This is a genomic window from Sporosarcina luteola (genome assembly GCF_023715535.1).
In the GTDB taxonomy this organism is placed as follows: Bacteria; Bacillota; Bacilli; order Bacillales_A; family Planococcaceae; genus Sporosarcina; species Sporosarcina luteola_B.
Window position 1 is genome coordinate 675,151 of record NZ_JAMBOI010000001.1, and the last position, 21,041, is coordinate 696,191.

Annotated in this window: 25 protein-coding genes, 1 pseudogene, 2 riboswitches and 1 other annotated feature; of the genes and pseudogenes, 10 read left to right on the top strand and 16 right to left on the bottom strand. The window is 43.7% G+C overall.

The genetic code is table 11. The features are described from left to right. Positions 1–39 precede the first annotated feature (39 nt). Positions 40–216, bottom strand: a complete 177-nt coding sequence (locus tag M3191_RS03085; RefSeq protein WP_251697969.1) for a hypothetical protein — start codon at positions 214–216, stop codon at positions 40–42. Between the two features lie 94 nt (positions 217–310). On the opposite strand from M3191_RS03085, the gene M3191_RS03090 reads away from it, so the two are divergent. The 5 genes from M3191_RS03090 to M3191_RS03110 all read left to right on the top strand — a co-directional run bounded on the left by M3191_RS03090 (position 311) and on the right by M3191_RS03110 (position 5,068). Continuing rightward, a complete protein-coding gene (locus M3191_RS03090; RefSeq protein ID WP_251697970.1) occupies positions 311–490 on the top strand; it encodes a hypothetical protein in 180 nt (59 codons plus the stop codon). A gap of 53 nt (positions 491–543) precedes the next feature. After that, positions 544–801: a binding site (T-box leader), on the top strand. A 55-nt stretch (positions 802–856) separates the two neighbouring features. After that, positions 857–2,503: a methionine--tRNA ligase gene (gene metG / locus M3191_RS03095; protein ID WP_251697971.1), complete on the top strand. Its 1,647-nt coding sequence runs from the start codon at positions 857–859 to the stop codon at positions 2,501–2,503. A gap of 220 nt (positions 2,504–2,723) precedes the next feature. Next, positions 2,724–3,581: a hypothetical protein gene (locus M3191_RS03100; RefSeq protein ID WP_251697972.1), complete on the top strand. Its 858-nt coding sequence runs from the start codon at positions 2,724–2,726 to the stop codon at positions 3,579–3,581. Then, on the top strand, positions 3,574–4,134 hold the full coding sequence (locus M3191_RS03105) for a hypothetical protein (protein WP_251697973.1): 561 nt from the start codon (positions 3,574–3,576) through the stop codon (positions 4,132–4,134). The genes M3191_RS03100 and M3191_RS03105 overlap by 8 nt, the downstream gene beginning before the upstream one ends. A 43-nt stretch (positions 4,135–4,177) precedes the next feature. Then, the gene (locus M3191_RS03110) at positions 4,178–5,068 is read left to right on the top strand and encodes a CPBP family intramembrane glutamic endopeptidase (protein WP_251697974.1); all 891 of its coding nucleotides are present in this window, start codon (positions 4,178–4,180) and stop codon (positions 5,066–5,068) included. 157 nt (positions 5,069–5,225) lie between these two features. Here M3191_RS03110 and M3191_RS03115 read toward each other — a convergent pair whose 3' ends face one another. Both M3191_RS03115 and M3191_RS03120 read right to left on the bottom strand, forming a co-directional pair. After that, positions 5,226–6,104, bottom strand: coding sequence for a DMT family transporter (locus M3191_RS03115; protein ID WP_251697975.1), 879 nt, complete (start codon positions 6,102–6,104; stop codon positions 5,226–5,228). Between the two features lie 67 nt (positions 6,105–6,171). Next, the gene (locus M3191_RS03120) at positions 6,172–6,585 is read right to left on the bottom strand and encodes an SRPBCC family protein (protein ID WP_251697976.1); all 414 of its coding nucleotides are present in this window, start codon (positions 6,583–6,585) and stop codon (positions 6,172–6,174) included. Between the two features lie 181 nt (positions 6,586–6,766). Further along, a riboswitch (PreQ1 riboswitch) is annotated at positions 6,767–6,811 on the top strand. A 6-nt stretch (positions 6,812–6,817) separates the two neighbouring features. On the opposite strand from M3191_RS03120, the gene M3191_RS03125 reads away from it, so the two are divergent. Then, positions 6,818–7,303 (top strand): QueT transporter family protein, encoded by a 486-nt coding sequence (locus M3191_RS03125; RefSeq protein ID WP_251697977.1) that lies wholly within the window; start codon positions 6,818–6,820, stop codon positions 7,301–7,303. Positions 7,304–7,354: 51 nt separating this feature from the next. Here M3191_RS03125 and M3191_RS03130 read toward each other — a convergent pair whose 3' ends face one another. Then, on the bottom strand, positions 7,355–7,723 hold the full coding sequence (locus M3191_RS03130; protein ID WP_251697978.1) for a DUF2512 family protein: 369 nt from the start codon (positions 7,721–7,723) through the stop codon (positions 7,355–7,357). Between the two features lie 111 nt (positions 7,724–7,834). Here M3191_RS03130 and M3191_RS03135 point away from each other — a divergent pair, with 111 nt between their 5' ends. Next, entirely contained in the window at positions 7,835–8,065 is a 231-nt protein-coding gene (locus M3191_RS03135) for an excisionase family DNA-binding protein (RefSeq protein ID WP_251693085.1), read from the top strand. Positions 8,066–8,331: 266 nt separating this feature from the next. Then, positions 8,332–9,849, top strand: coding sequence for a glycine betaine uptake BCCT transporter (locus M3191_RS03140; protein ID WP_251697979.1), 1,518 nt, complete (start codon positions 8,332–8,334; stop codon positions 9,847–9,849). A gap of 49 nt (positions 9,850–9,898) precedes the next feature. On the opposite strand, the gene M3191_RS03145 is transcribed toward M3191_RS03140, so the two are convergent. Beyond that, positions 9,899–10,885 (bottom strand): homoserine dehydrogenase, encoded by a 987-nt coding sequence (locus M3191_RS03145; RefSeq protein ID WP_251697980.1) that lies wholly within the window; start codon positions 10,883–10,885, stop codon positions 9,899–9,901. 126 nt (positions 10,886–11,011) lie between these two features. Further along, positions 11,012–12,310, bottom strand: coding sequence for an O-acetylhomoserine aminocarboxypropyltransferase/cysteine synthase family protein (locus tag M3191_RS03150; RefSeq protein ID WP_251697981.1), 1,299 nt, complete (start codon positions 12,308–12,310; stop codon positions 11,012–11,014). Positions 12,311–12,430: 120 nt separating this feature from the next. After that, positions 12,431–12,546, bottom strand: a riboswitch (SAM riboswitch). A 285-nt stretch (positions 12,547–12,831) separates the two neighbouring features. Between M3191_RS03150 and M3191_RS03155 the strand changes: the two genes are divergently transcribed. Further along, positions 12,832–13,470 (top strand): glycerol-3-phosphate acyltransferase, encoded by a 639-nt coding sequence (locus M3191_RS03155; RefSeq protein WP_251697982.1) that lies wholly within the window; start codon positions 12,832–12,834, stop codon positions 13,468–13,470. Between the two features lie 36 nt (positions 13,471–13,506). On the opposite strand, the gene M3191_RS03160 is transcribed toward M3191_RS03155, so the two are convergent. The 6 genes and pseudogenes from M3191_RS03160 to M3191_RS03185 all read right to left on the bottom strand — a co-directional run bounded on the left by M3191_RS03160 (position 13,507) and on the right by M3191_RS03185 (position 16,895). After that, positions 13,507–14,280, bottom strand: a complete 774-nt coding sequence (locus M3191_RS03160) for a sulfite exporter TauE/SafE family protein (RefSeq protein ID WP_251697983.1) — start codon at positions 14,278–14,280, stop codon at positions 13,507–13,509. Between the two features lie 59 nt (positions 14,281–14,339). Continuing rightward, the gene (locus M3191_RS03165; RefSeq protein WP_251697984.1) at positions 14,340–14,567 is read right to left on the bottom strand and encodes a sulfurtransferase TusA family protein; all 228 of its coding nucleotides are present in this window, start codon (positions 14,565–14,567) and stop codon (positions 14,340–14,342) included. A 25-nt stretch (positions 14,568–14,592) separates the two neighbouring features. Next, positions 14,593–15,705 (bottom strand): MBL fold metallo-hydrolase, encoded by a 1,113-nt coding sequence (locus M3191_RS03170; protein ID WP_251698084.1) that lies wholly within the window; start codon positions 15,703–15,705, stop codon positions 14,593–14,595. 84 nt (positions 15,706–15,789) lie between these two features. After that, positions 15,790–16,059 (bottom strand): annotated as a pseudogene (locus M3191_RS03175) (rhodanese-like domain-containing protein); the annotation flags it as partial. A 16-nt stretch (positions 16,060–16,075) separates the two neighbouring features. Next, positions 16,076–16,555 carry a DsrE/DsrF/DrsH-like family protein gene (locus M3191_RS03180; protein ID WP_251697985.1) on the bottom strand — a complete coding sequence of 160 codons (480 nt, stop codon included), beginning with the start codon at positions 16,553–16,555 and terminating at the stop codon, positions 16,076–16,078. 76 nt (positions 16,556–16,631) lie between these two features. Then, on the bottom strand, positions 16,632–16,895 hold the full coding sequence (locus M3191_RS03185) for a metal-sensitive transcriptional regulator (protein WP_251697986.1): 264 nt from the start codon (positions 16,893–16,895) through the stop codon (positions 16,632–16,634). Positions 16,896–17,139: 244 nt separating this feature from the next. Here M3191_RS03185 and M3191_RS03190 point away from each other — a divergent pair, with 244 nt between their 5' ends. Next, positions 17,140–17,370 carry a DUF2187 family protein gene (locus tag M3191_RS03190; RefSeq protein ID WP_251697987.1) on the top strand — a complete coding sequence of 77 codons (231 nt, stop codon included), beginning with the start codon at positions 17,140–17,142 and terminating at the stop codon, positions 17,368–17,370. Positions 17,371–17,526: 156 nt separating this feature from the next. Here the strand turns inward: M3191_RS03190 and M3191_RS03195 are convergent, their stop codons facing one another. From M3191_RS03195 to M3191_RS03210, 4 genes are all read right to left on the bottom strand, one after another. Further along, entirely contained in the window at positions 17,527–18,531 is a 1,005-nt protein-coding gene (locus M3191_RS03195) for an anti sigma factor C-terminal domain-containing protein (protein ID WP_251697988.1), read from the bottom strand. Next, entirely contained in the window at positions 18,524–19,024 is a 501-nt protein-coding gene (locus M3191_RS03200; protein ID WP_251697989.1) for an RNA polymerase sigma factor, read from the bottom strand. The genes M3191_RS03195 and M3191_RS03200 overlap by 8 nt, the downstream gene beginning before the upstream one ends. A gap of 300 nt (positions 19,025–19,324) precedes the next feature. Next, positions 19,325–19,765, bottom strand: a complete 441-nt coding sequence (locus M3191_RS03205; protein WP_251698086.1) for an NUDIX domain-containing protein — start codon at positions 19,763–19,765, stop codon at positions 19,325–19,327. Between the two features lie 287 nt (positions 19,766–20,052). Continuing rightward, on the bottom strand, positions 20,053–21,030 hold the full coding sequence (locus M3191_RS03210; RefSeq protein ID WP_251698088.1) for a YeiH family protein: 978 nt from the start codon (positions 21,028–21,030) through the stop codon (positions 20,053–20,055). Between the last annotated feature and the right edge of the window lie 11 nt (positions 21,031–21,041).

Sequence of the window (21,041 nt, forward strand, 5' to 3'; positions counted from 1 at the left end):
AACGAATCGGTGGTAAAGTGAGGAGAATCGGTGGTATTGCTAGCTGAATCGGTGATAAAGCTCCCGGAAGCGGTGGTAATCACCCGAGAATCGGTGGTAATCTGTTGTTTGCATGGAAAACGCTTGGAAATTGCCATGAAAATCAATCAAGTTGCAGCGAATCGGTGATAACGTCGGCCAAGTCGGTGATAACAGCTTGTGAATCGGTGATAACACTTAATACTTCGCCTATAACGGTCTACTTTTCTCCCTCTTGTTATAATCCACCCCAAAAAGTCCATGCTTCCCATATACCGGGAGGTGAATTGACTTGGCAAAAGAAAAGAAAATCAAAAAAGGCAATACATTGGATCGAGAGGAATTCGGGTATGGCTTTGACATCAGTCCCGATGATATGGGTGTGATCGGGAAGAATGACAACGTGAAAAATAAAAACAACAAGACAGATGAAGATAAGTCCGACCAAAAGCGGCCACCGACCAATTGGTAATTGCTATTGATTTATTCGAGTAAAATGACTATAATCATTCCAACTACATCTTACTAAAGGCAATGAGAGGGAAAAGTAAAAAGAGGATGTCGCCTAGAGAGCTTCTGACGGTGGAAATGAAGCGGACAAATCTTTTGAACATGATCCTTGAGCCGCGCACTGAACGTCTTCGGACTAGTAGGATGCGACGAGTTGGCACTTGTTATCCTTGCCAGAGTATAACGCTTTTTCAGCGCGTACTTTTGGAGGCAATCAGTGTAAACTGGTTGCGAAGTAAGGTGGTACCACGGATTACAGACCCCGTCCTTATCGGTTTTTATCGATAGGGGCGGGGTTTTTTCATTTTATTTGAAGGAGGAAGATACGATGAGTGTTTTTATCGGAGGGGCTTGGCCGTACGCGAATGGGTCGTTGCATCTGGGACATATCGCTGCGCTGCTGCCGGGGGATATTTTGGCGAGGTATTACCGGTTGAAAGGCGAGAAGGTTCTTTATGCTTCAGGAAGTGATTGCAACGGGACTCCTATTTCAATTCGGGCAAATGCCGAAGGAGTGTCTGTTAAGGAAATTGCAGACCGTTATCATACGGAGTTTATCGTTTGTTTTTCAAGATTGGGATTCTCGTATGACATATACACGCGGACAGACGGAAGATTTCATCATCAAGTTGTCCGCAATGTATTTTTAACGTTACTGGACCGCGGTTTCATTTTCAAAAAAGAAGTCGAACAGACGTATTGCGAGGTCGACGAGCGTTTCCTTCCAGATCGATTTGTCGAAGGCATTTGCCCTCACTGCGGAAGTCGTGCACGAGGCGATCAGTGCGACAATTGCGGCTCGATTTTAGATCCGCTTGATTTGACGGAGCGCACGTGCAAGCTTTGCGGGAACGAACCGACCGTGCGGAAGACGGAGCATTTTTATTTCAAATTAAGTTCTTTTCAAGATGAACTTGAGAAGTATGTCGGCGGAGCGAAAACTGAAGGAAGATGGCGGGCAAATGCGATTCACCAATCTGAGCGCTATTTACGGGAAGGTCTCCGTGATCGGGCTGCTTCACGGGATTTGGCGAACGGTGTCGGCATTCCTGTCAGAGGCTATGAGGATAAAAAAGTGTATGTATGGATCGAGGCGGTGACGGGCTATTATTCCGCGAGCCAGGAATGGGCGGCTTTGAACCGCGTGGATTTCGAGGAGTTTTGGAACGAAGAAACGGTCTCCTACTATGTGCATGGCAAAGACAACATCCCCTTCCATACAATCATTTGGCCAGCTATTCTAATGGGAATTGGCAAGGAGAATGCATTGCCGACCCATGTCATTTCCAATGAATATTTGACATTGGAGAAGCGAAAATTGTCGACGAGCCAAAACTGGGCGGTATGGGTGCCGGATATTTTGGAACGTTATCATCCGGATTCGGTAAGGTACTTTTTGACGGCGAACGCTCCGGAAGGCAGGGATGCAGATTTTTCATGGCGCGAGTTCATCTATAGCCATAACTCGGAGCTTTTGGGGGCGTACGGAAATTTCGTAAACAGGACATTGAAGTTTATTGAGAAATCGTATGCCGGGGTTGTGCCGGTTGCGGAGATTAATTTGGAAATAAAGGAATTAGTTATGGGGCTTTATTCCAAAGTCGGCGAACGAATTGAAGAAGGACACTTTAAAGAAGCGATCGAAACGATTTTTGAGTTCATTCGCCGGGCTAATAAATACTTCGATGATGAAAAACCTTGGATACAGATCAAGGATGACGAAGCAGGATGTAGGCGAACAATGGCTACATGCGTATATGTCATCGCAAACTTGGCACAGCTTCTCTCCCCTTTCCTGCCGTTTTCGAGTGAGGACGTGCAAGCGATGCTGAGACTGCGGAAGCCTGAATGGAAGGAAATCGAAATTGGTAAACTGACATTGACACATGTCAAACCACTGTTTGAACGGATTGAAGTCGAGCAGATTGACGTGGAATTGGAACGATTGAGGGAGAAATCGATAGGGGTGCAATGAATTCCGACCTTCTCATAGTTTGAGAAGGTTTTTTCATTGAAAATGGAAGGTAATTATAAGCATTCGGTGATAAACATGGTCAATTCGGTGATAACTGGACGAGAATCGGTGATAAACTTTCATATCGGTGGTAAACCCCTTCCCCTAAATATTTGATGCAATCCCACCCTCAATTTGAGACAATATACAGACAAATAAAAAGGTTGGAAGGGGGATGGCTGTGAAAGAACGTTATTTTTGGACGGCGCTCGGACTTATCGCGATCAGTTGGATTGCGAATTCATTATACGCACAGTCCAAGCAATTGGAGGAGCCTATTTTTCTGGATCATTATATTGAAACGACGACGGATGAACATGACCATAACTATGTCATCTTTTACTATTTAGCAAATAAACACGATTACTCTACTATCAATTATATAAGATTCGGTGATGTCGAAGGCTTTCCGCAAGGTGACTATTTCTATGCAGGAACCACCGGCCCCCATGCAATTGACACATATAATCATCAAGAATTAAGAAGCATAACAGTCGCATTAAGGTCATTCAATGATAAAAAAGATGCACAATCATTCAACGAAATGCAAGTATTCTATTCAGACGGCAGATCATCAACCGCGTCCATCGGGGAAGTGATCATCTATCCAAAAAGGGACTATGGGAATGACGATGCTAGAGCGTTGGAACAACCATCTAGCGGAAGCAGCAATGACGGTTCGAGTTGGGATACATTCCGAGCAACCGAGCCGTTGGCAATCGAGAAGATCGACTTCCCTTTCAATGAACCGATTGAGGAACGGTTCAACTTCACGATTAGCGGCAAACAAACGGAGCAACCGTTGAATTCCCTAGAGCTTCCGATTCGGTTAGAGAAGGATAAATCTGTGACTTTGAAAATGAACTTAAAAGAAAAAAGTTTTGTGAACCCTTTCGCATTCGCCATCCGTATATCCGGAACAACGGAGAAGGGAAGTCCTTTCACGAACTATGCCCATTACAATTCGTTTCCGTATTTAACACAGGAAGACGTGAATCGAATTATTGAGGAAAAGACGGGGAGGGGACCGGATGAATAAAGCGTTGCGGCAAATCTTCTGGGGGTATGTATTCATCTTTTTCCGAATTCATATCGGCTTCGATGTATTAGCGGATCCAATCGGTTATTTCCTGATTTTATCGGGATGCTCCAAGCTCGTTGAGGCATATCCAGTAGCTAAAAAAGCAATGATTGTCGCGATGATCGGTGCTATCGTTTCGCTTCCTTCCGTCTTCGTGAACCTTTCGGAAATACCTCTTACATTTGGTTGGTCGACTTACTCCAGCTTTCTATTAGTCCTCAAAATGGTTATGGGCTATTACTTGTTCATTGTGTTGAAAGATGTAACGAAAGTGTTTGGCGGCCGAGCGTTGCATCAAAGAATAGAAAACACGTTCAAATTCTACGTGGCGATCCATCTTTTCGCATTGGCAATACAATCCTTTTTCATGAATGTACCGGAAGACGGATGGGCCGCTCTTTCATTACTTTCATTAATCGGCGTGCTTGTGATTGATATTCTGTTTCTACTATTGATCGGTGCCATCCGGCGTGTCAGCCCGGAACAACTTCGGGTAGATACGTTCATTTGAAGCTAATTTCCCGCATAAAGTATGAATCAGAGGGGGTTATCATTTGTTCAAAAACGATTCTAACCAAATTCGCGCTGGATGGCTCATCTTTTTGGCGTTCTTCGCGATGTTCATTACGCAGCAAATTTTTGCAATTCCGGGAGGAGTCCTGCTGGCGATTGCTGATTTCCCGTTTCAAGATGGAAATTACGATATGGACTTCCAAGCAGCATTCGACAGGCACCCGTGGATCTTCTTATTAACCCAAGGCGGCGGGACAGTCGGCGGAATGCTCTCTACTGTTTTGTTATGGCGTTTTGTAAATAAAGGGACGTTGAAAGAGTTGGGATTCAGGGGTTCGTTGAAAGATTTAGGGTTCGGCCTCTTGCTCGGAGCAGTGTCGATCGCCATCATTTTCTTTGTTCTATTGGCTTCCGGTAATGTGGCGTTGCTCAATTCATTCACGAAACCTGAGTTCACTGTGTACTCATTGTCATTTCTGGTACTTTTCATTCTTGTCGGATTTTTTGAAGAGATGTTTTTCAGAGGATATGTCATGTCCACACTGGAACGACGCGGGAATCCAAAATGGCTCGTCTATGTCGCCTCCGCTGTTGTGTTCAGTTTGGCACACGGCACCAATCCGAATGTCAGCGTATTGGGCTTGATCAATATCGCATTGGTCGGCGTTTTATTCGCCTATATGTTTGATGCAACGAAGAGCTTGTGGCTTCCAATCGGCTATCATATTACGTGGAACTACTTTCAAGGGAATGTTTTCGGATTTGCGGTGAGCGGAACGACCCCACACGGAATCTATAACGTCTCGGTGGAAGAAGGAAATGCATGGCTGACCGGCGGAGCGTTTGGATTGGAAGGCGGCTTATTAGCGACGTTGTTAATTATTCTAGGATTTTTTGCAACGAGAGTGTATGTGAGGATGAAGGCGAAGTAAAGCGGTTATGCGTCTTTGCTGCGATTTATGCGTGATTTTTGGAGTTTATGCGCGATTTTGCGGATTTATGAGCGATTTTAGCGATTTATGAGCTTTTGAGGCATTTTATGCGTGTTTGGAATGGCTTATGTGTGAATGAAACCTTGTTTGAGGCTGCCTAGCTTATGGCAGCCTCTTCTTTTCGTCCGCTGAGCGTTAAAACGAGGATTCCGCCTAAAAGGAGCGCGATTCCTGACCATGAAACAAAATCCAGCCTTTCCCCTACAACGAGCACGCTTAAAATCGCGGCAGTGAGCGGTTCGGCTAGCGAGAGCGTAACCGCGGATGATGAGGGGATGTGCCGCAGCCCGGTGGAAAACAGAATATATGCCACACTTGTCGTCGCGATACCGAGGTAGATCATCGTCGCTATACCGGGTAGGGATACTAACCCTTCCGTTTCGAAGATGAACAAAAACGGCATGAGCATAATTGCGCTTATCGAGAAAATGACGGCAACAGAAGGAATGGCATCCGCTTTCTCTAACACTTCTTTATTGAATAAAGTATAAAAGGCAAATAAAAGTCCAGCAAGTAATGATAATGAGACGCCGACAGGATTGACGACTAGCCCCTCTTTATTTGAAAATAATAGTATACAGCCGACGACGGCGAGCGATGTTGCAGTTACCCATACTTTTGTCGGACGCTTTTTTACAATTAGCCATTCAATGATTCCTGAAAACATCGGTGCACTTCCGATGGCTACAACGGTTCCTATAGCAATCCCCGTCAATCGGATTGACGTGAAGAAGCAATATTGGAAAATCGCCATCGCCAATGCTGCTAGAATAGTCGCTTTCCACGGCCAATTTCGAAAATCTATTTTTCGAAGAATCAGCATAATAATGAGCAAAGTGAACCCGCCCACCGCAAGCCTTGAAGCACCGACCGCCAGTGGGTGAACGGTTTGCGGCATGAATGTTTGTGCAGTGCCTGTCGTTCCCCAAAGCACCGCCCCTAAAAGGACAACTATGAATGCAATGCGCTGTGACAAAGAAATCCCCTCCTCCGATGTATTGAATATATCATGATATCGAAGGAGGGTGTATGAATTATCTAAATTATTTAGCTGTTGATTCGATCGTTTTTTTCAGCTTCGCCAATAGCCCATCCCAGCCTTCGGACATGCGAGGGCGAACGACGTCATGCGATTCACCGAACTCGGTCTGCTTGCCATCTTCCCAACCAGCATGGATGAAGGTCAACTCGGTTTGTCCATCGATTGCTTTCAATTGAAAATGTACTTGCCAATCCTTCCCCCAGTCGAATGACAAACGGTTCGACGGTTGCACTTCAGTCACTCTACATGGCGATTCTCCCCATGGACCCGCTTGTAAGGTAAATTCTTTTCCTTCGACCGGTTCCATATCGTTCGGCATGAACCAAGCTCCAATCCCATCCGCCGTTGAAATGTACGGCCAGACCGTTTCCACAGGAGCCTCTATCATAATACTTTTCTTTATTTCATTCGTCATGCAAATTCCTCCTCATTTTTCATGGGATTGCTTCACTTTATTTCCAGTTTACCATATAAGGCGTGCCTTATAATCGGTTGTTCATCAAAGGACCTTGAACGCGGAAAAAATTGGCCATTGCACTATTATAGTGAGTATTGAACGTTCAACGACGCTATGATACACTATAATGCAGGCTTTTTGCCGCGTGGTTCGTAACCATCCCACGAAAAAAAACTAAGGAGAAATGAATATGAATATAAAAACGATGGCAACGAGCGGTATAATCGCTGCGTTGTATGTTGCTGTGACGTTTCTGATTGCCCCATTCGGGTTCACTAACATCCAGTTCCGCTTATCGGAGATGTTCAATCATCTCGTTGTGTTCAATAAAAAATACATCGTCGGGGTTGTATTAGGTGTATTTATCGCCAATATGCTCTTCTCTGAATTGGGACCGATCGATCTCGTATTTGGTGTTGGGCATTCCTTACTCGCTCTATCCATTACAATTCTTTCTGCGAAATGGATCAAAGGGCTTTACCTACGGATGTTCTTCAATACACTTGTATTTACGTTTACGATGTTCATTATTGCATGGGAACTGAACATTGTAATGGAGTGGCCTTTCTTACTGACATGGTTCTTCATCGCTGTGAGTGAATTTGTCGTCATGGCGGTCGGCATTCCTATCATGGTTGCATTGAATAAACGACTTAATTTCAGCAAGCTCATATAGGATTAAAAAACAGAGAGTGGCATTTAATAGCCGCTCTCTGTTTTATTTTACTCATACATAGGTGTTGCCGTATTGCGTTTTTAATAGCCAAGAGTGGAAAAAGTATTCCCCGACAGAGATAATTGCTCCAGCCAAAAATGCTTCTCCCAATGATTCCGAATATCCAAGCAAGTTTAAGCCACCCCATAAAACAATAAATCCTAACGCCAAGTCTCCAATCGTCGCGGTCATATTGCCTACTCTTGGGAGAATCATCAGATCTCCCAAGTAAGAAATTAATAGTAAAGCGACACCTAAAATAGTGGAGTGCCAAAAAGCGACGCCATTGAAAACCGTTAGCACAATCCAAAGAACAGGGAATATCAAAATTGCTTTGATCAGAAGCGACCTTCCATGGTTAACGTTTGATTCCTCATTCATCGTTATTGCCTCCATTCATATACTACTTTTAACATTGCCCAAGTCCAATTAAAATATGTAGGAAGCGCTTCGTTCGATTATAATATTTAGATAATGAAAGGAGAGTTTTTAATGTATATGACGATTGAAGAAACAGCAGAATATTTGAGTATGCCAGTCGAGCAAGTCCGGAAGTATGTATGGGAAGGACGCATCCGTTCCGTTCATGACGGCGAACAGTTCTTCATCAATCAGAATCAATTCAGCGAGTATTTCAACCAGCTCGAGACGTTAAAAAGGCAAATCGACGACTATTTCAATGAACCGCTTCCACCCGACCGTGATATTAAGGATGAGGATTAAAAACCCCTATAAAGGGTAAACTGAAACCAGGGATGTGCCATAGTATAAAAGACACAATTTTTTCATTCAATACTAGTCGGATTTTCAATTCGAAATATGCTATTTATTTCTAACAGGCACCTTTGGGATGCATTTTACCGGCGTTAATAAAAAAATCAAATGAGCGATTGTTGTAAGTGACTAGATTTTCACTCCCTTTGCTTTCCCACTACATGATTGGTATAGTGTGTAGTCGTTTCAAAAATCCATTATTAATAGGGGGAAACATGCGAAAAATATCAAATGTGTTTTATATAACAATCGGCCTGATTATATTGGCTGTTGGATATGGAGTGATTGCGGCGGAGAGTTTTGAAGCCGTCACAAATTCCATCAAATCCTTCGTATCATCTTCATTCGGATGGTATTACATGCTCCTGCTCTCATTCCTGCTTGTGCTTAGCCTTTTCTTCATTTTTAGCCCATTCGGCAAAGTGCGATTAGGACAAGATGAAGACCGTGCATCGTTTTCGACAATCACTTGGATTGCCATGCTTTTTTCTGCAGGGATGGGAATCGGGTTAGTCTTCTACGGGGCAGCAGAACCGCTATCCCACTATGCAATCAATCCCGCAACAGCGGAGCCTAATACTGATGCTGCATTTAAAGAAGCAATGCGACAAACATTCTTCCATTGGGGATTGCATGTATGGGCCATGTACGGGATCGTCGGACTTGCTCTTGCATATTTCCAATTCCGTAAAGGGGAGCCAGGTTTAATTTCAGCAACATTGAAGCCGATTTTCGGTAAAAAAATGGAGGGGCCATGGGGCGTCCTCGTAGATGTACTTGCCGTATTTGCAACAGCTTTTGGCGTTGCCACTTCTCTCGGCTTCGGTGCTGTTCAAATTAACGCAGGCTTGAATTATCTATTTGGTTTTTCAATCGGATTCACTTCACAACTGATCATTATCGCTGTCGTGACAGTACTCTTTGTCATGTCTGCCTGGTCGGGGCTTAGCAAAGGAATCAAATATTTGTCGAACACGAACCTGATACTTGCACTCGCCCTATTAGGTTTCGTCCTCATCTTAGGACCGACGTTGCTGATCTTCAATGTTTTCACCGATTCCATTGGAGGCTATCTCGCCAACCTCGTTTCAATGAGTTTCCGGACTGCACCGTTGAATGACGCTCATCGTGAGTGGCTGGAAGGTTGGACGATCTTCTATTGGGCTTGGTGGATTTCCTGGGCACCATTCGTCAGCATGTTCATTGCGAGGGTATCAAAGGGCAGGACAATCAGAGAGTTCATGGTCGTTGTCATGTTGGCACCAACCGTTTTGAGCGCTATCTGGTTTTCAGCTTTCGGAACGACTGCCATTAACATGCAGCGTAAAGGGATTGCAGACTTAGCGAAAACAGACACTGAATTGACGATTTTTGAAATGTTCCATGCGATGCCTTTATCGTTCATTATTTCCATTGTCGCAGTTCTGTTAATTGCATCGTTTTTCATCACTTCCGCAGATTCGGCGACATTTGTGTTAGGCATGCAGTCCACATATGGTTCATTGACCCCGCCAAATAGCGTAAAAATCATTTGGGGAGTTATCCAGTCGACCATTGCGATCATATTGTTATCAGTAAACGGATTGACAGCACTGCAAAATACAATCATCATTGCCGCCTTGCCATTCTCTTTCATCATACTGCTCATGATCGTTTCTCTAATCAAAGCATTACAAAGCGAACTGCCAAAGAGTGAAAGGCCGAGGAGAAGAAAAGCGAAAGATACCATTTAAATGGCATAGAAAAAAGTGGAGGGGAATTAAAAATTCCTCCTCCACTTTTTTAATTTGGCACCAGGACTGCTTCGTGTTGGCGAATGATATGCAGCAGGTCGGCCACCATCGCACTTCCCGTCGGATACATTCCTGCTCCGGGGCCTACTAATTTCAACGGCCCGAGGTACTCCGTATCTACAATAATTGCATTGTTGACCCCGTCTATGCTGAACAGCGGGTGATCAGCGCCAATCAAAACCGGCCCAACAGTCGCTTGCAGCTTCCCTTTTTCGTCCTCCCATATATCTGCCACGTGACGATAACGAAGGTCGGCTTTTGATGCATCATCGATATCGATCGATTCAAGATGATTGATTCCAACAACTGGTACATCTTCCCAATCCGGTTGCTGGCCGAAAGCGAGCGAGCTCAAAATCATCAGCTTTCGGAAGGCGTCCGTGCCATCCACATCATCCGCAGGATCCGCTTCCGCGTAACCGCTTTGCTGTGCATGTGAGAGCGCTGATTTAAAAGAAGATCCTTCATCGCGCATTTTCGTCAAAATGAAATTCGACGTCCCATTTAAAATGCCTTGGATCCGTTTAATCCGGTCGCCTACCAGCAGATTGGTCACAGTCCGGATAATCGGTACACCGCCAGCTGTCGTCGCTTCGAACCCGACTTGCACATTCCGGAACTCGGCATGTTTCCTCAACGCAGGTCCGTGATTTGCAAACATCTTTTTGTTCGCAGTTATGATGTGACAGCCTTTCTCAATCGCATCTGACAAATACGTATAAGCAGGTTCTTCCCCGACAATCGCTTCAAGAACGATATCAATTTCGGGATTCCCCAATATGTCCTGTATATCATCTGTAAAATTCGCGCCTATGATCGGCAGGCGCTCTTTCGCCTTGTCTTTCACAAGGATGGATACGACATCAACGGTGAAGCCAGTGCTTTTTTTAATTTCTTCCCGCTTCTCTTGCAGGATTCTATAAACACCTTCACCGACCGTACCAAAACCGAGTATGGCCACTTTAATTGACGGCATTGAAACCACCCTTTCATTTCTAAAGCGGAGGAGGGCGTTTAGCCCGTGCTCGTAACGCTTCGCTTTTACTCGCAAAAGCCGTTCTATGTGACGGCTTTCGCAGCTAGATGTTAATCATAGCAATAGTTAGCGAACGGCTACCGGTGCAGCTTTTTCAATCGCCTGTTTAAGGTCCGCAATAATATCTTCAGTAGACTCCAGTCCGACAGACAGACGGATCAATTCCTCTGGCGTTCCTGTCTTTTTCAAGTCCTCCGCAGACAATTGCTGGTGCGTCGTCGATGCAGGATGAATGATAAGCGATTTTGCATCCCCTACGTTCGCAACATGCGACCATAGCGTAATATTGTCAATCACTCTGCGTCCTGCGTCACGGCCGCCTTTAATTCCGAAGACGATGATAGAACCAAACCCGTTCTTCAAATATTTCTTTGCATTTTCATGTGTTGGATGATCTTCAAGACCCGTGTACGTCACCCATTCCACAGACGGATGAGCTTGTAGGAATTCAGCGACTTTCACGGCATTTTCGTTATGGCGTGTCACACGCAAATGGAGCGTCTCCAGCCCTTGAAGGAAGTTGAATGCACTATCAGGATCCAGGCAAGGTCCGAAGTCGCGCAGCAATTGGACGCGGAGCTTCGTCGCAAATGCGGCTCCCGCCGTGTCGATTCCGTAGCGAAGACCGTTGTACGTTTCATCCGGCTCCGTGAAGCCCGGGAACTTGCCTCTCGTCCAGTCGAATTTCCCTGCGTCAACTACGACGCCTCCGATAGTCGTTCCATGGCCACCGATCCACTTCGTTGCGGAATGAATGACAACGTCAGCTCCAAACTCGATTGGGTTCGATCCGTATGGGGATGCGAATGTATTATCGATGAGGAATGGGATTTCATTTTCATGAGCAATGTTAGCGACCGCTTCGATATCAAGGACTTGAAGGCTAGGATTCCCGATTGTTTCTGCGAAAATCGCTTTCGTTTTATCTGTAATCGCGGCACGGAAGTTTTCAGGTTCGTCCGCGTCCACGAATTTCACATTGATACCGTAGCGTGGAAGCGTGACGGCGAATAGATTATACGTACCGCCGTAAAGATTGCCGGCAGCGATGATTTCGTCACCTGCACCCGCAATATTCAGAATGGAGAATGCGATTGCTGCCATTCCGGAAGACAGAGCAACTGCAGCGGTTCCACCTTCTAAAAGTGCTACCCTTTCTTCAAAGACAGCAACGGTCGGGTTCGTGATTCTTGTATAAATATTCCCTGCTTCTTGCAGGCCGAATAAGTTTTGAGCATGTTCAGTATCTCGGAATACGAATGCAGTAGTACGGTGGATTGGCACAGCACGGGAACCTGTAATCGGATCCGGCTTTTGCCCTCCGTGTAAGAGAAGAGTTTCTGGTTGAAGTGGTTTGTTTGTCATTGTCATTACCTCCAGTGGTTTTTTAAGATGAAAATGGTGCAATGCGGAGGCGTTGGGGGTTTTGGGAATAAAAAATAACCCCTTTCGCTAAGAGAAGGGTTACGCTTTCGCTTATTCCTCCTCTTATCTTTCAGACCGTTTTCACGAATCTGTAGGAAGTAGCACCTTTGCAAGTTCGTCACTTGCCGGTTGCCGGGCATCGCAGGGCCTAGTCCCTCCGCCGCTCTTGATAAGAGTTTGGTTATTCAGTTTTTCATCTTGTTGAACAGTATAGGAGACTATTTTTTAAAAGTCAAGGGGTGAATTTATTTTTTTCTGAAACTTGCGCTTTATCTTCGATGTTATAATAGTTGTAGTAGTCGGAATGACGGATTGATCGCGCGGGTGGATACTTTGAGCGCGGGAGTGGCTTTTTTGAGCGCGGATGCAGCCTCTTTGAGCGCGTAGCCAGTTGCTTTGGACGCGATTCAGTCAAAATAGAACATCGGTGTATATGAATATATTAGTTTTGGGGGATTTTTATGACGTTATGGATTGTAGCTAACATAATTTGTGGATATTTGGTCGGCTGTCTGCATGGCTCGACTGTCGCGCGTTGGATTTCGGGGGTTAATTTGAAAGAAACCGGTGTTAAAAACGCCGGGGCATCAAATGCGATGATCGTTCTTGGGAAACGGTATGGCGCGCTTGTTGCATTGATTGATATTGGCAAAGGAATTTTTGCTGTCATTGCCGTCAGATTAATTACCGGACATTTCGGCCTGCCTACGGAATACATCACTTTATTATTATTCGCTGTCGGTGCTGCTGTTATATTCGGCCATAACTATCCGTTCCATATGAAGTTCAACGGAGGGAAAGGGACAGCAACTGTAATCGGTGTACTATTTGCGATTGACTGGCGGTTCGGACTTGCCGGGTTCATTCTATTCATTCTAGTGGCCATCATATCTGACATTCTTGTCTTTGGCGTTATCATGTTATACATTACTTTATTGGTCATGGCCGTTTGGTTAGATGGCTATTGGACAATAGTAATTGCAGCTTTACTTTTCCTTATGGCAATCTGGAAGCATATCGAAAACTTGAAGCGTATTCGCAAAGGGACGGAGCCACGCATTCGCACATCATTCAAGAAAAAACAGAAGCACTCGGAATGAGGCTTCTGTTTTTTCAATGAGATTGCCTTTTAACAATCAAAAATCTAACCAAATCTTCACAGCCGTTCCTAAGATCAACACTGCCAATATCCCCTGCAATACTTTCGTATTCATCTTCTGTCCTGCTTTTGCCCCGAGTGGCGCGGCGAGGATGCTTGCTACAATCATGACAGCTGCAGGACCGTAAAGCACCTGGTCTGTCATGATCTTCCCTACCGTCGAACCGATTGATGAAATGAATGTAATGGCGAGAGAAGTAGCAATCGTCATGCGTGTCGGGATTTTCAAAACGACTAGCATGATTGGAACTAAAATGAACGCGCCGGCAGCTCCAACAATTCCAGCTGCAATCCCTACGATGAAAGCGAGCACGGCTGCAAGCCATTTATTGAAAACAACCTGATCCGCCGGAATATCATCCAATCCTTTTTTCGGGATGAACATCATGATGGCGGCAATCGTTGCAAGAATTCCGTACACGAGGTTGATGCTTCCTTCAGAAATCAAATTGGAGCCGTAGCCCCCGATAAAACTTCCGACCAAAATCGCGCTCCCCATGTATATGATCAGCGTTTTATTGAGATATCCGCCTTTCCGATATACCCACACTCCGGATATTGTCGCGAAGAACACTTGAATTGCACTAATTCCTGAAACTTCGTGCGCAGAGAATGCGGCAATTCCAAGTAATGGCGGAATGTATAATAGCATCGGGTATTTGATAATTGATCCGCCGATTCCTACCATTCCGGAAACGAAGGATCCTAAAAATCCGATGAGGAAAATCGTTATTAGAAATGTCATATCCATCGAGTATTTACCTCCTAAATCAGGAAAGGGTATCTACTCAGATACCCCCTACCCTACAATCAGCCTTTCTTAATCCAGAATGTGAAGACGCCTGTATCTTCTTTTTGATCAACCATTTCATGGCCGCTGGATTTCGCCCATGCTGTCAAATCAGCGACTGAGCCTTTGTCAGTTGTGAAGATTTCCAGGATTTCACCCGTCTCCATTTCCTTCATCGTCTTTCTTGCACGTACAACCGGCATTGGGCATGCCAACCCTTTTGCATCTAATACTTTTGTTACGTTCATTTTCATCTTCTCCTTTTTGATTAAATTACCTTATTGCACAACGATTCGGTCCGATTTCCATTTCCCGCTGCGTTTCTTCGTTAGGATTGATTTTCCCCATATTCGTTTGACGGATTTCTTGGTACGCGTTTGGTTGAGGAGGCAAGTTTCCTGTCACCAGTTGACGGAATTCCTGTTCATCCTCAATATTCAAGCCGTGGTTATTCGCGAACAGCGTTCCTAACCTTTCCGAAACGCTTCCATCTTCATTCAACTCCTCGATAATCATGAAGTGCGCGGGAAGTACGAGTAGATCTTCCGCCAACTCCCGATAGCGCCTATACAATGTTTCCCGCAGATCGCCGACCCAATCTTCCGCCAAACCCGCGAGGTCTGGGCGACCGATGGAGTCGATGAATAAAATATCTCCTGACAATAAATAAGCATCGTCTACGATAAACGAAGTGGAACCGATCGTATGACCTGGTGAATAAAGCGCTTGAATATCGATTTTCGATGTTCCCACTGTGATCACACGGCCGCCTTCCAACGGCTCGTAATCAAACGTCACTCCTGTTGCATCTTTCGGCGGCAACCAGTATGTTCCATTCACGGCTTCCGCAATTTTTTTACCGCCGGAAATATGGTCCGCATGTAGATGTGTATCGAGTACATTCGTAATCTTTACGTTCAATTGTTTAGCGAAATCAAGGAAGACATCGGTCATTCTTGTTGCATCCACAATGACCGCTTCTCCGTTCGACACAATCATATAAGAGAGGCAGCCTTTTCCGATCCGGACGAATTGATAGATCGCGCCGCCATCCTTCAAGTCACCGACTTTCACCGGCTCCAAATGTTCGCTCCATGCTTTCATGCCCCCTTGCAAGTAGTGAACGTCACGACCTGCCTCAGCAAGCATTTCCGCGACAAAAATCGAAGAACCTTCCTTCGCACAGACGACAACAACCTCTTTATCAGTCGGAATTTGATCAAGGATTTCCTCTACGCCATCGAGTAAATCGAAATAAGGGCTATTCAAATATTGAATGTTTTCCCCTTCAATTTTCCAATCTGCAAACGCATCTTCATTACGGACATCCAATATGAAGAACTTTTCTTTATTGATCACTTTCTTTGCGACTTCTCCAGCTGTCATCGGTGTAACCGCACTGTCTTCTGATTTGCCCCCCGGGGTATTATTTTTTGTAAATAAATCCTCTGTCGGACCTTCCCAAGCCAACATGCCGCCTGCCATATTAACTACTTTGTATCCGTAATTTTCAAGGAAGTTCGTCGCCTGTCCGCTGCGTCCTCCCGACCGGCAAATCATTGTGTATTCCTTAGTTTTATCCAATTCATTCATACGGAACTCCAATAATCCAAGAGGGATATTAATGGAGCCAGGAATTTTTACTTCAGCGACTTCATCCACTTCACGGACATCTATAAGGGTAAGCGGCTGTCCCGCGGATAGTTTTGTTTCGATTTCTTTTGCTGTTACTTCATTCATGTTATTTCCTCCTTTTTTAAATAAATAAATTCACATTTCCATCTTGTGCATCAGCCAAATAAGCAGCTACGCCCGCATAATCGATGCCTTCCAGCAACTCTGCTTGATCAAGACCTAATAAATCCATCGTCATTGTACAAGCGACAAGTTTAATGTCTTGTTCCTGCGCCAACTCGATCAATTGGGGAAGCGTCATCGCATTGTGCTTTTTCATGACATGCTTTATCATTTTAGGTCCCATTCCAGCCATATTCATTTTTGAAATGCCCATCTTATCTGCGCCACGCGGCATCATTTTCCCGAACATTTTTTCCAAAAGCCCTTTCTTCACTGGAACGTGATCCTCTTTGCGAAGTGCATTCAACCCCCAAAACGTATGGAAGATCGTCACTTCATGGTCATAAGCCGCAGCCCCATTCGCAATGATATAGGCAGCCATCGCTTTATCGTAGTCACCACTGAACAAAACAATGGTCGTCTTTTTCGTTTCCGACATTTTCAATCATCCTTTCTTTTCATTATACCACTACCCCTAGGGGTATATTAAACCGATAAAAGAAAAGAGTCAACTGTTAGCGACTCTTTACTAGGAGATTAACTGCTTCTTTTACAATCTCCTCTTGAGACATCGGATTATTTTCATCAACGTTCTGCATGCATGAAATAATATTTGAGCTGACAATGACGCCTATCGTACGGTCAATCGCTGAACGGGAAGCTGACAATTGAGTGACGACTTCTTTACAGTCTTTTCCTTCTTCAATCATCCGTAAAATCCCTTTGATTTGGCCTTCAATCCTTTTTAATCGGTTTACGATTTTATCATCGTAATGCACGTACCTTCAGCTCCTTTATCGTTTGTTACAATTCTGATTCTATACCCCTCTAGGTATAATGTCAAGCGACTGGGCATTAACGATTCAGAGTTCTGCAAAGTTCGACAATTTATGGTATACTAGTTATAGACAACTTGATAGGGATCGGTTTCAACTAGTTGTTTTCCATCATGATATCAATTGCTTAGGATGCACCTAAGCAGCAGTTTTTCATTAGGGATTATGATGAGAATAAACAGTAGGAGTGATTCGTTTGGCATTTCCACGCAGAGAGAAACCTGTTTCAGATTTTGTCGCAGCTCGTCATATCGATGAGGAGATTTCATTCGTTCGCAATGATTATGAGGTGAACGGAACGATTCATAAGATTCTCGAAAACTCAGTCATCGTTAAAATTTCGGAGGACGACGCCGACCGTATTGGTGTCGCATCCAACCTCACCGTTGTTTCTCATAAGAACTACTCAGTTAGTTAATTTATATCTAAAAGGGCATCTCCACCTCTGGAGTGCCCTTTTTCTTTTGGTTTTCTTTAATTTTTCTATGCGGCAATCGTGCCCATTATCAACGTTGTTATAGATCTCTTTTTATACTTCTGAGAAAGTTTCTCTGATTTTTTTCCACTATATCTTTTAGTACTTATCTGTAATTACCCCGATAGATGAAGCTTTAATAAATGGTAACTCTTTTAATTCGGTTAAGTTTTTGCCATCCCCCGTGACAACAGCACCATAAAATTGCAAGTCTTCCTCGGTTAACTGACCATCTTCCCCTTTTAGCGTGTTGTATAAGCGTTTAAACTCACCTTGCCAGCGCGCTTTAAATTGTTGACTTGCTTCAATCGCGCCGATAAAGCGTAGAACAGGTTTTTCTTTCAAATCTCCATCATCATCTAACAGAGATAGTCCATAAACAGTATGTTCTGAACGAAGTAAATTGTCATTTCCAGTCACTTTACCATTTTCGTCAAAATGCTTAAATTGAAAGTCATCTTCCCCTTCATTGACGTCATCCACCCAGAGCCAAGTAAGTGTCATATTGGTCGGGATTAAAGACTGCACTTCTTCGAATGTATAGCCCCGATCAAAAGATAAAGCGACTTCCATTACTTTGTCCTCCCCAATATCATCAAGCAATGTTAGATCATCACGATAGGTTTGATACTCCAAAAACGGATAGAAAAAAATCATTTCACGTTGGCCTAATTCATTGTATAGTTGCTTTTGTACATCTCTCTCTGAATAGCTATTTCCAATTAGAAGCGGGGACTCAATTCCTATTCGATTTAAGTATTCATCACGAAAGAGTCCGTATCCATATCTTTCTTGTCCTGTATATACGACTTTTCCTTCGATTATTTTATAAGTCGTATAACGGTTTTCTCCTCCTAAAAATCCTTGATAACGTTCAAACTTTCCAATGAATTCATTCGGCGCAGATATTTCATGAAAACCTGTAGCGGAAAACTGAACAGGTTTTTCTAATTTGTAGGTAATACTCCTATTCAATATAGTACCAGCTATTGTGGCGATAATTAAAACTATAATCGTCATCAAAACTGTTTTCCAATTGGCCAGTCGCTTTGCTTTTTTAATGGTTTTCTCCATTTTCTCGACATCGAAAATATCATCACTCATATCCTTTTTCCTCCCATATCTTTTTAAAACTTTTGCGTGCACGTTGTAAATATGTCTTCACAATCGTTTCTTTCACATCTAATATCTCGCTGATTTCTTTATACGATAATTCCATGTAATACTTTAAAATCAGCAGTTGTTGAAAATTGGTCTGAAGTTCCTGCAATGCCCCTACCAATTCGTTCGCCTGCTCTTTCATTGTTAAATGGCTCTCTACATGCTCAAAGACTGGTAATAAAAGCTCTAAATCTTCATGGGATAACCTGACAACGGATTTATTTTTGTTATAAAGAGAGTAATAGCGATGAATCGCCACCTTAAACATCCACGCCCGCATTTTCTTTGGTTCAATTTGTTGGAGATATTCAATTGTTTTCATAATCGTTTCTTGTGTAATATCTTCCGCATCTTCTTTTGCAGCACCGATTTTGATCAAATACTTAAATACAACTTTTGCATGTTCTAGGAGTAGCTGCCCCCATTCATCATTCAAATCTTCACCAACTTTTGGATATCCATTTTTAATTCGTTGTGATCACTCACCTATATAACATTTGTAGAGGAAAAAAGTATACAACATTTTTAACTTTTAAAAAAAACGCAATGAAACCGATCAATCATATGGATTGCATATGATTGATCGGTTTTCCGAATTAACTATTTTAGCAAGACCTTTAACTATGTCATTTATTAATTGCCGTAATCATCCATTTCACTTTAAGTAAGTTATTCCAGAAAATGATTCGATTCTGGTTAATTGCTATTGCAAGAGCGCTCGATTCTAGAATATTAGTCAGCGAATAAATGCCGCTTCCTTTTTTGAAAGAGCATCCTCTAACCATTGAGGGTGCATTGTTAACAAATCTTCTGGTAAGTTGTCCTGTCCAAAAAACTTTATTTCAAGCGATTCATCTGAATTACATTTAAGTTCCCCTCCTGTAATTTCAGCAAGAAAACAAGTCGTTATAAAATGCACTACCTTGCCATTTGGATAATTGAAAACTTGTGATTCAGGATCGGAATAAACACCAATCAGCTTTTCAATACTTATATCTAAATTAGTCTCTTCTTTTACTTCTCTCATGACTGCTTCAGACACTGTTTCACCAATTTCCACATGTCCTGAAGGAATTCCCCATAAGCCAACATCAGCTCTTTTTTGCAATAGAACTTGATTCTCCTGGTTCAAAATAATTACAGCGACTCCAGCTTTTAATTCATCTATTTTTCTCAAATCAAAACTCCTTTCTTCATGAAAATAGCCCGATTCTTCAATATCGGGCAGCTGAATGATTTTATGAACCAGCCTTTTATCCACCTGGACTACTCACCCAATTCTAACATATAAGATAATTGACGAACTACGCTTTTCTAAAGAAAGGAGTATTGTTAAAAGTTTCTATACAAAAGATCACACCTTAATGTCCTTATCGATGTTGCAACTTCCCCGCTGCGGCAACCGAAATATGGTAAAAATAAACAAGGCGCCTTTTCCTATTGCGGACAAAGGCGCTCTTGATTTCATATTATGAAATACACCAAAACAGACAAGCAGATTGATGTGATTGTCACTGCAATCAACGGTCTCATCGCGCGTTCACGCAAGTCTTTCAAGCTTACGTTCAAGCCGAGTCCGACCATTGCGGCTGTCAATAGCCATGTCGTTGCAGTGCTGATTCCTGCCATTACGCTGTCAGATACCGGAATCAAGTTGCCAAGCACGTAGCTTCCGAATAAGCTCATCGCAATGAACCCCACGAGGAACCAAGGGAATTCAATTTTGTTCTGCCCCTCTTCTTCCCCTTTGCTTTTACGTTTCATGAAATATATGAATATGAAGCATAACGGCACTAAGAGAAATACCCTGCCGAGTTTTGCAAGTAGCGCAAGTGCTAGCGCATCTTCCCCAGCGGGAGCCGCAGCAATTGCTACATGGGCTAGTTCATGAAGACTCATGCCCGACCATATTCCGTATTCTGTCGGGAGCAACGGCACAATCGGCCGCAATACTGTATAGCCGATGGCAAACACGGTACCGAGCATGGCGATGATGCCGACTCCGATTGCGGTGTCTTCATCCTTCGCTTTGATGATCGGCGCAACCGCCGCGATGGCTGCAGCCCCACAAACTCCCGTCCCGACGCCAAGCAGCATGGAGATGCTTTTATCTGCCTTCAGCCACTTGGCAAGAAGGATCATTAGCCCGATTGCAAATGCAATGACGAGCATATCACGCGCCAACAAGCCCAATCCATCGCGGAAGACGACATCGATATTTAATTTTAATCCGTATAATATGATCGCTAGCCTCAGCAGCTTTTTCGATGAGAATGTGATTCCGCCACGAAGCGCTTCAGGATAACCGAATAATTGCCGATACGCAACAGCTATGATGATTGCGCTAGCCAATTGTCCGATGTGATTGAATCCGGGTACTTTCGCTAATATAAAACCTAAAAATGCAATGAAAAATGTGAATGCAATCCCGGCGATCCACATGCTTTTTTCAT